Source organism: Streptomyces sp. NPDC005791 (assembly GCF_042871485.1).
GTDB lineage: Bacteria > Actinomycetota > Actinomycetes > Streptomycetales > Streptomycetaceae > Streptomyces.
The window spans coordinates 357713-370423 of record NZ_JBIAIP010000007.1; the positions used below are offsets into that span (position 1 = coordinate 357713).

The window sequence follows — 12711 nt, forward strand, 5'->3', positions numbered from 1 at the left end:
AGCGGCCGGTGCTCTACGGGGCGGCCGGCGGTTCTGATCCGGGCCAGGCGTCAGGACCGGCGGCGCCGTTCCCGGACCGGCGTCCGCGGTGGAAGGCGCCGAACCGCGAACCGGCGTCGCGCGCCTGGCGCTGCTGGGGCGGGCCGCTGTCCGCCGCCTCGGACGCCAGCCGGCGCTGCTCGCGCTCCTGTTCCGCCTCGGCCATGGTGCGGCCGGGGGGCCGGACGGGCAGACCGTTCGGCGTGGAGCCGCCGGCGTTGCGGCCCCGTCCCTGTGCGGGCAGCTCCGGACGGGCGGCGGGCAGCTCCGGACGGGGGGCGGGCAGCTCCGGACGGGCGGCGGGCAGCTCCCGGACGGCGGCGTGCGGGGGGTGCGGGGTGACACCGGTCGGCGGGACCGGGGCCGGCGGCGCCGCGTGGGTGGGTCCTGGCGTGGGCACGGCCACTTCGGCCGGGCGGCGGGACGGCTCGTGCGGTGCCGAGTCGCGCTGCTGAGCGAGCAGTTGCAGGGGCAACAGGACGACGACGCCGGTGCCACCGTGTGACGAGGGGCGGTAGTTGACGCTGATGCCGTACTTCACCGCGAGCCGACCGACCACGGTCAGACCGAGCCGGGTGCCCTGCAGCGAGGCGAGGTCGGTCATACGGCCCGCCACGGCCTCCTCGGCGCGGCGCATCGCCGCGTCGGCCATCTTCAGACCGCTGTCCTCGATGGTGACGACGATGCCGGCGCTGCGCTGCTCGACGTAGACGTTCACCACGTCGATGGGCGGGGAGAAGTTCGCGGCGTTGTCCATCAGCTCGGCGAGCAGGTGCATGACGCCTTCGGCGGCGAATCCGGCGATCGCGACGGTGGTGGAGCAGTGCAGTCGCACCCGCTGGTAGGCGGCGATGCGGCCGACGGCACCGCGCAGGATGCTTTCCATGACGATCGGCTTGCTCCAGGCACGGCTGGACCGTCCCCCCATGAGCAGGGCCAGCCGGTCGGTCATCAGACCGAGCTGGGAGGTGCCGTGGTCCAGCTTCAGCAGATCGCCGAACACCTCTTCGCCGTGACGTTCCTGCATCTCCCGCAGGTCCGCGAGCATGCTGACCGCCTTGGCCTGGACACGGCCGAGCGCCTTGGCAGAGGCGGCCTGCGCCGCGGCGGCGCGCCGCTCGCTGCGGGCGAGTTCGCGGACGAACGCTTCGGCCGGGGTGCGGATCACGGGCCGACGTGGCAACTCGAGCCCGGCGAGCACCGTGGCGGCGGACCGGCCCTCGCGCAGTTGGGCGACCGCGGCGGGCAGCGTCTCCTCCGTGAGCCTGGTCAGCTCGGCCGTCGTCCGGGCCAGCTCCTCCTGGGCCTGTTCGCGCTCGGTGTCCAGGGCGGCCGCGTGCCGCGCGCTCTCCTCCAGGGCGGTGGCGAAGGTGAACGCGAGCCGCCGCAGCTGCGGGTCGGCCGGCGCCGGCGCGCTGTCCAACGCCTCGGCCGCGCTCGTGCCGTCCTGCAGCCGCTTGGCCACGCCGGGCAGCGTCACGTTGACCAGGTGCGCGGCCTCGGCCGACAACCGCGCCGCCTGCGCCTTGAGACCACCGTTCTCCACCTGCTGGGCGGCGACCGCGCGTCCGGCCCGCTGGACGAGGCGATGGCCGGTCAGCACGGCGACGGCCACACACACCCAGGCGACAGCGGTCACCGTCAGCGCCCAGGCACGGGCGTCGGCCGGCGCCAGGGCGACCGCCACACCGGCAGCCGCAGCACTCACCGCCAGCACGGTCAAGGGGACGGCCGTCGAGGTGGGGGACCCCTTCGACGAACGATGCTGACTGGGCGGTGCAGGCACTGGCATTCCGCGGTCCCTCGGTCCGTAAGAACAGGAATAACGGGACGACCGACACACGACGGCCGTCGGCCAGGAAGTCCGTCGCGAAAGAGGACGGTGATCTTCCGAGCGAGTACTGGGTCATGCTAGCCACCCAGTCGCGCCAGAAGATCTGACAAGCTGCCCAGTCCGCCGACGACCCGAGTTTGACGCAAATCCCGCACTCGTAGAACTCGTTGTGGTAGGTGCTGCGTCATTCAGCTCGGTCACCATGGGCGAGTGGGCGGATATAGCAGGGATCAGGCGTCAATCAAGTGGAGGTAACACACCCATAGGTGCGCCATTTCTTCACATCGACAACCAGTTTCAAGCCAGCTCGACGTCCTTTTTCCTGCGCCCCGTGCCCTCCAGGCCCTGCACGGCTCCCTCGCCACCCCTGATTCCGACCGAACCGCATGGTGAGCCGGTCCGCACCCGTCCAGCACGGTGGAGCCGACCGCGATCCGAACCCCCGGCCGTAGCCCACGGCCGGCGACCGGATCCCCACCGCGCCGTCGCCTCGGTCAGTCCTCCCCGTACTTCTCCTCAGGGACCCACTGCGCCGTGTCCGAGCGGTAGTAGTACGACGGCCGGGCCGTGAGGCTGCTCGTACGGAAGGGCTTGCCCCCGTCGTCGATGCGCAGCATTCCGCTCCTGCCACCGCTGGTCCACTCCAGCTCCAGGTACCAGGTGACGTCGTGCCCCTCCACGTGCGCGTCGAGGTGGAACACCTCGACGTCGGTGGAACTCACCCGGTACGGGAAGTCCTTGGCGGGCACGACCTTCCCCGCGTCCTCGCCCGCGACGGGCTTCGCCATCGGCCGGCTGTCGTCCAGGTCGATGTCGAAGGTCTGTGGCGTGATGCCTCCTCCGCAGCCGTTCCCCATCGAGTACGCGCCCCAGGCGAGCGGCGCGTTGCGTCCCAGCACCCGGATGTGCAGCCCGTTCAGCACGACCGCCTCGCCGGACGTCCCCTGGAGGGTGAGTTCGAGCTTCATGTCACCCCCGTCCACACCGTCGAGGAAGCGCGCCCAGCCACGGGTGTCCTGAGGCACGGGCGCCGGCGGCAGGTCGTCGGGCTCCCGGTCGAACAAGTAGTACTGCCCGCAGGGCGATTCCCAGTTGTACGAACTGATGGTGGCGTGCAGGGGCACGCCGCTGCCACGCACCGGCGCCTTGGGGGACGGTGAGGGTTTGGCGGTGGCGCTGCTCCCCGCCGACGCCGAAGCGCTCGCGTCGGCCGACGCCGACGCACTCGCGCTCTTGCTCGCCTTCATGGTCCCCCGCGCGCTCACACGGCCGCTGGGAACGACCTGCGCGTGACTGGGCGCCGCGTCCGTCCGCCGGTCACCGTCGGCCGGCCCGTCGTCGCCGAGGAGGTGTACGGCGAGGGCCGCGGGCACGGTGAGAGCCACGACCGCCACCGCGGCGAGCAGGACGCGAAGCCGCCTGGTGGTACGGCGCCGGGGAGGAGGGACGGCACCGGACCGGTCCCCGGCCGGTGTCACATCCTCCGCCACGGATTCCGGTACGGAGGCCGCCACGGGCACCGGCACGGGTTTCGCCAGGGGGGCCGTCACAGGGCCCGTCACGGGCTCCGCTCCACGCTCCGTTTTCGCCCGTGGTTCTGCTCCCGCTCCGGCCTGCCCAGACTCGGCGGACGCGGACGCGGGGGCGGACGCGGCAGCCTCAGGCGCATCGGCTCCAGGGGCGGCGGCTCCAGGGGCATCGGCTCCAGGGGCGGCGGCTCCAGGCGCATCGGCTCCAGGGGCGGCGGCGACCCCACCCGCCTCCGGCTTCCGCGCCCCCCGTCGCTTCGCCTCGTCGGCCAGGATCCACTTCCGGTGCAGAGACATCAACTCGTCGGAGGACGCCCGGCACACCCGCGCGAAGCGCTCGACGGGCGCGTAGTCATGGGGGACGGCGTCACCGTTGCAGTAACGGTGCACGGTCGAGGTGCTCATGTGCAGCTTCTGGGCGAGCGCCCCGTAGCTGAGACCGGACCGCTCCTTCAGCCCCCTGAGCAGTGCCGCGAAGTCCTGGATCTCTGTACCCACCCCGACCGTTCCCTTTCGTTCCTTCCCGGAACGGCGTCCCAGGGAAGAGATGTTCGCGCAGGTCAGAGGGTACGCAAGCGTTCCAGCGTCCCGTATGCCACGGCAACCGTTGCGACCGGATTCCGGGCCCGGAAAGGATGTGGACACACCGCGGCGTTCCCCGCGACTCGTACATCCCACCCTTACCCGTCCCGGGAGCCGCCGTGCGTACTCGACCTGAACTCGACCTGACCGACGCGGTCGCCACGGGAGTGCTGATCGTCTGCATCGCAGTCGTCATCACCCTCCTGTAGCGCCTCTGACCACACGTCAGCGACCAGTACACCCGCCCGCACCTCAGGGCGCCAAACGGCGCCCCGGGCACTGACCACCTTCGAACGGGGAGAACCTCTCATGCGTAACCTTCGCTTCCGCCGCGCCGCCCGCACGTCCGTCCTGGGCACCGCCGCGCTGATCGCCGCCCTGTCCCTCACCGCCTGCCAGGGCAGCGACCCCGCCCCGGCGGCGTACGACGCCGAGGCCCCGGTGCCCCAGCAGCCGGCCGACGGCGCCTCGGCGGCCCCCGCACCGGGCACGGGCACCGACAAGGGAACGGCCGGAAACACCGGCACCTCCGGTTCCGGTTCCGAGACCGCCGAGGATTCCGGTTCCGCCGCCCCGAAGCCTGTCGCTGCCTCGAAGCAGCAGCGCAGCGGCAGCGGGTCCCTGCCCACCTGCACCGGCACGAACACCAAGCTCACGGTCACGAGCGTCCCGCGCCCGGTCAACCACATGCTGCTCACGGTGACCAACACCGGTTCGAAGGCGTGCAACGCCTTCTCCTACCCGACCCTGCGCTTCGGCGAGGCGCAGTCCGTCCCCCCGGTCTTCGAGGAGAGCAAGCCGCAGGCCGTCGTCACCATCGCACCGGGCCAGTCCGCCTACGCCGGCATCAGGACCTCGGCCGCCGACGGCAGCGGCTCGAACGGCTACTCCACCAAGGACCTGGCCGTCGGCTTCCAGGACGCGAACGCGGGCTCGGCGGGCCGGATGGTCAGCGTGCCGCTGAGCAAGGAGGCCTACGTCGACAGCACGCTGGCCGTCACCTACTGGCAGACCGACATGGATGACGCCCTCATGTACTGACGGCCCGTGAACTGACCCGCGCTTCGGGCGTGGCACCGGACGACCGGTGCCACGCCCGCTCGCGTCGTCGGCCGGCACGTGATCAGCGGCCCGCTACGGTCTGCGGATGCGTATGTACCTTTCCTCGTTCCGTACAGGCGACCACCCGGACCGGTTACTGGCGCTCCTGCACCGACCCGCCCACGGAGCCGAGGCCGCGGTGATCGCCAACGCTGTGGACGCCCTGCCGGACAACGAGCGCCGGGTGGCGGTCGAGCGGGAGTGCGCAGCGCTCACCGCGCTCGGACTGCGGCCGGTCGAGGTCGACCTGCGTACGTTCTTCGATCAGCCCGCGGGGCGGGTCGCGGCCGCTCTCGTCCGGTTCCCCCTCGTCTGGGTGCGCGGCGGCAACGCCTTCGTCCTGCGCCAGGCCCTTGCCCGCAGCGGTGCGGACCGCGCCCTGGTCGACCTGCTGCGCCGGGACGCCTTCGTGTACGCCGGCTACAGCGCCGGTGCCTGCGTCCTGGCGCCTGATCTGCACGGCCTGGAGCCGTGCGACGACCCGGAGGCCGTCCGCACCGCGTACGGCGACCGGGCCCGCTGGGACGGACTGGCGCTGCTCGACCACGCCGTGGTGCCCCACATCGACTCGCCCGGGCACCCCGAGACGGAGATCCTCGGCACCGTCGCCGCCCGCTACCGCGCCGCAGGCGTCCCCCATCAGACGCTGCGCGACGGTCAGGCCATCGTGGTCGACGGCCCGGCCACCCGCGTCTACTGACCGGGCGTGCCGGGCTCACCGTCGCCCCCACCACCTGGTCGGCCTTCGCCGCACACGCCGCCCGGAGCTGAGCCCCGAGCCTCCCGGGCGACGTAGCAACCACCCGGTCAGCGCCCTCGCAGCTCCCCGAACCAGCGGACGATCGCGGACGTCGCCGCGACGTTGGACCCCAGGTGACGGGAACCCTGGTGGTCGACCGCGCCGAGATCGACCACCGGGGCGTCCACGCCGTTCCGGCGCAAGGCGGACCGGCAGTGCACGGTGTTTCCGGTGACGGCCTGCTCGTCGCCGGACGCCATGTACAGCCGGACCGGGGCCTCCGGCGCCCAGTCGGTGCAGACGGCGTCCGTCGTACGCAGGGCGTCCGCCAGCGCTCCCGTCGGATGCTCCAGCACCTCGCGGCCCCGGTCGGTCAGGAGCTCGCGCACGGTCTCCGGGGTGCCCGCCATCAGCTGCCGGCCCGTGTGAGCGCCGTCGAACAGCTCCTCGATGTGCTCGGCGTAGTCGTCGTCGAAGACCTCGCCGGGGTGGTCGTAGACGGGGTGGAGCCGGTTGAAGGCCACCAGTGTGTACGCCGCGTAGATCACACCGGACTTCGCCTCCACGTCACCTCTGAGCAGCGCGGGCAGCTCCGTGCCGCCGAAGTCGTACGCGCCGCTGACCGGCGCCAGCGCACCCAGCCTGAACCACCGGTCCTCGCCCGCCTCCAAGGCCCTGGCGAGCCCGAGGGCCGCCGACGCGCCCTGCGAGAAGCCCGTGACCATCACCTCGCGCGCCAGCGTGTGCCCGGTACGGGGTGCGAAGGCGCGGGCCGCGCGCAGCATGTCCAGCGACGCCGTGGTCTCCGAGCCGATGTCCATCCAGGGGTGCAGGCCCGGCCCCTTGCCCATCCCCAGGTAGTCCGGCGCGACACCCGCCGCCCCTGCCGCCGCGTGCGCGATGACCGGGGCGGACACGAACGCGGCGCGCTGCATGGACGGGGAGTCGTCCTTGTGGGCGCCCGTGCCGTGCGCGAAGGAGACCGCTCGTAACCGTCGCCCGTCCGTGAGCGGCAGAGCGAACAGTCCGCTCGCCGTGGTGGGCCGGCCGTGCGCGTCGACGGTCCGGTAGACCAGCCTGTACGCGACCACGCCGTGCCGGACGGTGTCACCGTCGAACCCGGCCGCCGCCAGTTCGGCGGTCACGTCCTCGGGGGTGGCTAGCGTGTACAGCTCCTCGGCGGAGACCAGCGCGCCCCGCCCCTGGTGCTGGGCCTGCACCTGAGCGGGGTGAGGCACGGCCACGGCCGCCGTCGCGGCGGGCCCGCCGAGCAGGAGCGCGCAACAGACGGCTGCCAGGGGTGCCCTCAGCCGACGGGCCCGAGGCCGGACGGGCGGGGGCGCGGTGACGGAGACGTTCATGGTTCTCCCCAGTGAGTACGGATGCCTGCCCGTTCAGCCTCACAAGGGGAGAGCGTTACCGCAGTGCGGCGAGCCCCCGGGCTCTCCTGGGGGTGGCCCCCGGGTCGTGATCGCCTCTGAGTACGAGCGCTCATGTGCCCGGCCACGGAGCCGCGTTGACTCGTACACATGTCGGATGATGATCTCCTCGACCCCCGCTCCCCGCACGCCTGGGCCGGTCCGCTGGTCTCCACGCTCGTCACCCTGCCCGCAGCGGCCCTCGCCCTGTTCTTCGGCGGCCTGTCACCCATGGCCTGCGACTCCTGCGACGGCGCGCAGGCCGACGGCTTCACCGACTCGTGGAACGCGGCATGGGCCGTCCTCTGCACCGGCCTCGTCCTGTCGCTGATCGTCCTCGTGACGAGCTGGGCCCTGCCCTGGCGTCAGCGGCAGGCCGCGACCCGGGTGCTCCTCTCCATGGCCGCGCCCGGCATCGCCGTCGTCGCCGTCATGGGGTTCATGGCCCTGGTCGACTGGCCCTGACGCGACTGATGGGCGTGGCGTCATTGTCCGTGAGACGGCGGCGGACCAAGCCGACCGGGGAGTCGACCTGGTCGGGAAGCCCGGCGGTGAGCGACGTGTCCCCCATGCGAGCTACACGCAGGTGTCCACCACGAGGTGACGATTCGCGGGCGCCCGATCCGTAGCGTTCGAGGCGCCGCGGCACCCCGGCCGCGGACCCGGAGAAGGAGCGTTCATGAGGTTCGTCTGGCAGTTGTTGGCCGTCGTGGTGGTCACCATGATCGGCGGTTTGACTGTCGCCGCCCTGGAGGGCAACCCCTGGATCCAGCTCGTCCTGGGACTCCTGACCTCCGTGCTCGCCGTATTCGTCTACGGATGGGTGGTGCGGAAGACCGAGCACCGCCCGTCCACCGAAGTGGCCCGCAAGGGGGCCGGGTCCGCGGTCGGCCGGGGGATGCTGATCGGCGTCGCCATGTTCGGCGCCGTCGTCACGAACATCTACGTCAACGCGCACTACGAGATCAACGGTCTGGGCTCGGTCACCGGCGCCCTGGGGCTGGTCGGCTTCATGGCGGCCGCCGCTGTGACGGAGGAACTGCTCTTCCGCGGCGTCCTGTTCCGCATCATCGAGGAGTACACCGGCACCTGGATCGCGCTGACGCTGACCGCGGTCGTGTTCGGCGCCTCGCACCTGCTGAACCCAAACGCCAGCCTGTGGGGCGCCCTCGCCATCGCCATCGAGGCCGGTGGCATGCTCGCCGCCGCCTACGCCGCGACCCGCACCCTGTGGTTGCCGATCGGCCTGCACTTCGGCTGGAACTTCGCGGCGGCCGGCATCTTCAGCACCGAGGTCTCCGGCAACGACACCCCGCAGGGACTGCTGGACAGCGTCACGTCCGGCCCGACGTGGGTCACCGGCGGCGACTTCGGCCCGGAAGGCAGCGTGTACGCGGTGCTGTTCGGCGCACTGGCGACGATCGGATTCATGTGGCTGGCCCACAAGCGCGGCAACCTGGTGCCCCGACGCCGCGCCGACCGCGCCGACCGGGCCGCGGCCACCACTACACTTCCCCGATGACCGGACTCCCGCGGATCCAGGAACTGTGGCGCCGGTCAGGTGCCACAGTCTGGTACGTCCCGCTCGCGGCGGTCCTGTTCGCCGCCTCGCTGGTGTACCACGACAACGGGACGGAGCTCGGCGGCCTGCCGACCCGCCCCTTCGACTCCCTGGCCTTCGTCGCGATCGCCCTCCAGTGCCTCCCGCTCGCCGGACGCCGCCGGTGGCCCGCCCTCTGCCTCGCCCTGGTGTCGGCCGGCTTCGCCGTCGACCAGCTCCGCGGCTACCACTCGCTCGCGGGCATCGCCCTGCCCCTCGCGCTGATGAGCGTGGCGTCCCGACTGGAACACCACAGGCGCACCACCGCGATCGCGGTCTCCGTGGCGTACGTACCCCTGGCGGTCGCGCTCCACCGGATCGGACCCGGCGAACCGCCGAGCGAGTTCGTGACGTTCTACCTGGCCGTGGCACTCACCTGGGGCGTCGGGACATGGCTGCGCAACGCCCGGGCCCTGGAAGCCGAACACCGCCGCCGCGTCGCCGAGGACACCCGCACCGCCGAACGCGCCCGCATCGCCCGCGAGCTCCACGACGTGGTAACCCACCACGTGACGGCGATGGTCGTACAGGCCGAGGCGGCCCGCTACCTGACCGCCGTACCCGACCGCCTCGACCAGAGCCTGACGGCCGTCACCGACACCGGGCGGCGGGCCATCACGGACCTGCGGCACCTGCTCGACCTGCTCAACCCCGACCACGGCACCGAGCCCAGGACACCGCCTGCCGGCCGGCTCCTCACCCTCGTCGAGCAGACCCGGCGGGCCGGGCAGCCCGTGGAGTTCACCGAGGAGGGCACACCGGCCGAATCGGCCGGCAGCGCCGACCTCGTGGCCTACCGGGTGGTGCAGGAGTCCCTCACGAACGCCCTCAAGTACGCTCACGGCAGCCGCACTTCGGTCCGGGTGCGCCATGGCGACAGGGAGATCACCGTGGAGGTCGGCACGGACGGCTCCGGCTCGCGGACGACCGGACTCTCCGGGAGCGGACGCGGCCTGGCCGGTCTCCGCGAACGGGTCGACGTCCTCGGCGGCGACTTCAGCGCGGAGAGGCAGAAGGACGGCGGCTTCGCCGTCCGGGTCCGCATACCCACCGGGAGCCCATCGTGACCGCGCCGATCCGGGTCCTGATCTGCGACGACCAGGTGCTGATCCGCACCGGGCTGTCGACGATCATCGACGCCCAGCCCGACCTCGAGGTCGCCGCCGAGTGCGGAGACGGACAGGCCGCGGTCGACCTCGCCGCGAAGGTGCGCCCGGACGTCGTGGTGATGGACATCCGCATGCCGGTGCTCGACGGCATCGCAGCCACCCGTCTGCTGGCCGGCGCGGGCGTGCCGCACCCCGTCAAAGTACTCGTGGTGACGACGTTCAACCTGGACGAGTACGTCTACGAGGCGCTCCGCGCCGGCGCCAGCGGCTTCCTCCTGAAGGACGCCCCGCCGGACCGGCTCCTGCACGGCATCCGCACCGTGGCGGCGGGCGCCGCCCTGCTGGACCCCGAGGTGACCCGCCAGCTCGTGGGCCGCTACGCCGCCCGGATCCGCCCCACCGAGGACAACGGCCCCGACATCCCGCTGACTCCCCGCGAACTGGAGGTCCTGCGCCTCATCGCGGACGGCCTCTCCAACAACGAGATCGCGGCGACCCTCGTGATCAGCCGGGAGACGGTCAAGACCTTCGTCTCCCGCATCCTCACCAAACTCGGCCTCCGCGACCGCGTCCAGGCCGTCGTCTACGCCTACCGCCAGGGCCTGGTGCAGTGACGGCGCTGCCCGGGCGGCGAAGCGGCCCGCGGCATGCGCCCCGTGAGTGCGGACAGATGCAACCGACCAACTGATTATCTTCGGCTCGTAGTGCCATGCTGATCAGCATCACCGTCAGGTACGGCCTTGTCGGTCCGGACGACGAACAGAGGACGCCGTGAGCGGAGACCCGAGCCCTGCACAGCCAGTCGGTACAAGTCCTGCCCAGCCACCGGACGGAACGACCGGGGCAAGCGGTCAGGCCGCTACTCCCTGGTGGAGGGGGCAGGTAGCGCTTGCAGCCGGGCTCACCGTGTTGACCACCGTTGTTGCCGGCTGGTTGCAACAGGGCGGTGCGTCCGTTGTCACGGGATTCCTTGACGGCGAAGAAGCGGCAAAACCCGTCGTCAGTGTGCAGGCCCATGACAGGTCGCACTGCAATACATGGCATCTGGCCGGCGCTGCACCGCCTCTCGCGGAAGAGTTGCGGGCTCGCCTGGGCGGCGGGGACGACAAAGCTTTCGGAAATGACCAGGAGAAGATCTTGACCGACGTGCGGAAGGCGGCCCGGTCCGATGTGCCGACCGGGAATTCCGTACTGGTAACGATCCAGGGCACAGACGAAAAGGCCGTTGTGCTCACAGGGATCGACATCGAGACCAGCGGAGCAACGAGGCGCGACATCGGAACACTGATGGCCGTCGGAGCGGGTTGCGGAGCCGGGATGACGAAACGGGCTTACAAGGCGGACCTGGATACCTCCAACCCGCGCTTCGAAACGTTCAGCATCGACGGTGCAAAAGACCCAGAATTGACAGACTTCCCTTACAGGATCTCTGCGTCGGAACCCGAGGTATTCACCCTCGTCGGGGCCTCGCAGGGTATTGCTCGATGGACGGCACGCCTGCATTGGGTGAGCGGTGGAAAGAAAGGGATCACCGAAATCAATAATGCCGGCAAGCCCTTCCTCTCCTTCCCTGAATCAGGCGCGTCGGTCACGTACATGTTCGACACCGACCGGAACCAACTGCAAAAGATCGGGTGAGTCCCGTGAGATCACGTCCGCCCCTCAGCGCCCGAGCTTCCGCGCGACCTCCGTCGCCCAGTACGTCAGGATCATCCGCGCACCCGCGCGCCGGATGCCCGTCAGGCTCTCCAGGATCGCCGCGTCCCGGTCGATCCAGCCCTTCTCCGCGGCGGCCTCGATCATGGCGTACTCACCACTGATCTGGTACGCCGCGACCGGCACGTCCACCGCGTCGGCGACCTTGGCCAGGATGTCCAGGTAGGGTCCGGCCGGCTTGACCATGACCATGTCGGCGCCCTCCTCCAGGTCCAGCGCCAGCTCCCGCAGTGACTCCCGGACGTTCGCCGGGTCCTGCTGGTACGTCTTGCGGTCACCCTTGAGCGAGGAGCCCACCGCCTCACGGAACGGGCCGTAGAAGGCAGAGGAGTACTTCGCGGTGTAGGCGAGGATCGACACGTCCTCGTGGCCCGTCTGGTCCAGCGCGTCCCGGACCACCCCGACCTGGCCGTCCATCATCCCGCTGGGGCCCACCACATGGGCGCCCGCGTCCGCCTGGACCTGGGCCATCTCGGCGTACCGCTCCAGCGTGGCGTCGTTGTCGACGCGGCCGTCCCCGGTCAGCACCCCGCAGTGGCCGTGATCGGTGTACTCGTCCAGACAGAGGTCGGACATGACCACCAGGTCGTCCCCGACCTCTTCGCGTACCGCCCGCAGCCCGGCCTGGAGAATCCCGTCCGGGTCGGTCCCCGCCGTGCCCCGCGCGTCCTTCTTCTCGTCCAGCGGGACTCCGAAGAGCATGATCCCCGAGACACCCGCCGCGACCGCGTCGACAGCGGCCTTCCGCAGCGTGTCCAGGGTGTGCTGCTGGACACCGGGCATCGCCGAGATGGCGACCGGGGCGTCGATGCCCTCGCGTACGAACGCGGGCAGGATCAGATTCGCCGGGTCGAGCCGGGTCTCGGCGACCATGCGCCGCATGACGGGGGTCGTCCGCAGCCGGCGGGGCCGCGAGCCGGGGAAGTTTCCGTAATCGGTCATCCTTCGAGACTAGACCCGCGCACATCACCGGTTTACCGACAGCACAGCCGGAAAAACCAAGCGACACGCGGCGGGCCCGGCCGCTCCATGGAGGAGCAGCCG

At 71.2% G+C, this 12711-nt stretch carries 11 protein-coding genes; 7 read left to right on the forward strand and 4 right to left on the reverse strand.

Features of this window, described 5'->3' with window-relative positions; genetic code table 11:
* Positions 1 to 13: 13 nt before the first annotated feature.
* A complete protein-coding gene (locus ACFYSH_RS16985; RefSeq protein ID WP_388753262.1) occupies positions 14 to 1831 on the reverse strand; it encodes an ATP-binding protein in 1818 nt (605 codons plus the stop codon).
* Between the two features lie 536 nt (positions 1832 to 2367).
* Positions 2368 to 3900, reverse strand: coding sequence for a helix-turn-helix domain-containing protein (locus tag ACFYSH_RS16990; RefSeq protein ID WP_388753265.1), 1533 nt, complete (start codon positions 3898 to 3900; stop codon positions 2368 to 2370).
* A gap of 393 nt (positions 3901 to 4293) precedes the next feature.
* Here ACFYSH_RS16990 and ACFYSH_RS16995 point away from each other — a divergent pair, with 393 nt between their 5' ends.
* On the forward strand, positions 4294 to 5025 hold the full coding sequence (locus ACFYSH_RS16995; RefSeq protein WP_388753268.1) for a DUF4232 domain-containing protein: 732 nt from the start codon (positions 4294 to 4296) through the stop codon (positions 5023 to 5025).
* 106 nt (positions 5026 to 5131) lie between these two features.
* Positions 5132 to 5785, forward strand: coding sequence for a Type 1 glutamine amidotransferase-like domain-containing protein (locus tag ACFYSH_RS17000; protein ID WP_388753270.1), 654 nt, complete (start codon positions 5132 to 5134; stop codon positions 5783 to 5785).
* Positions 5786 to 5892: 107 nt separating this feature from the next.
* Here the strand turns inward: ACFYSH_RS17000 and ACFYSH_RS17005 are convergent, their stop codons facing one another.
* Positions 5893 to 7185 (reverse strand): lipase, encoded by a 1293-nt coding sequence (locus ACFYSH_RS17005; RefSeq protein WP_388753273.1) that lies wholly within the window; start codon positions 7183 to 7185, stop codon positions 5893 to 5895.
* A gap of 168 nt (positions 7186 to 7353) precedes the next feature.
* Between ACFYSH_RS17005 and ACFYSH_RS17010 the strand changes: the two genes are divergently transcribed.
* From ACFYSH_RS17010 to ACFYSH_RS17030, 5 genes are all read left to right on the forward strand, one after another.
* Positions 7354 to 7707, forward strand: a complete 354-nt coding sequence (locus ACFYSH_RS17010; RefSeq protein ID WP_388753276.1) for a hypothetical protein — start codon at positions 7354 to 7356, stop codon at positions 7705 to 7707.
* 214 nt (positions 7708 to 7921) lie between these two features.
* Positions 7922 to 8764: a CPBP family intramembrane glutamic endopeptidase gene (locus tag ACFYSH_RS17015; protein WP_388753278.1), complete on the forward strand. Its 843-nt coding sequence runs from the start codon at positions 7922 to 7924 to the stop codon at positions 8762 to 8764.
* Positions 8761 to 9909, forward strand: coding sequence for a histidine kinase (locus ACFYSH_RS17020; protein ID WP_359470375.1), 1149 nt, complete (start codon positions 8761 to 8763; stop codon positions 9907 to 9909). Before ACFYSH_RS17015 ends, ACFYSH_RS17020 begins: the two co-directional genes overlap by 4 nt.
* Positions 9906 to 10565 carry a response regulator transcription factor gene (locus tag ACFYSH_RS17025; RefSeq protein ID WP_359470378.1) on the forward strand — a complete coding sequence of 220 codons (660 nt, stop codon included), beginning with the start codon at positions 9906 to 9908 and terminating at the stop codon, positions 10563 to 10565. Before ACFYSH_RS17020 ends, ACFYSH_RS17025 begins: the two co-directional genes overlap by 4 nt.
* Before the next feature lie 295 nt (positions 10566 to 10860).
* Complete coding sequence (locus ACFYSH_RS17030; protein ID WP_359470380.1) at positions 10861 to 11589, forward strand: hypothetical protein; 729 nt, start codon at positions 10861 to 10863, stop codon at positions 11587 to 11589.
* A gap of 24 nt (positions 11590 to 11613) precedes the next feature.
* Here ACFYSH_RS17030 and hemB read toward each other — a convergent pair whose 3' ends face one another.
* A complete protein-coding gene (gene hemB / locus ACFYSH_RS17035) occupies positions 11614 to 12609 on the reverse strand; it encodes a porphobilinogen synthase (RefSeq protein WP_359470382.1) in 996 nt (331 codons plus the stop codon).
* Positions 12610 to 12711: the final 102 nt, after the last annotated feature.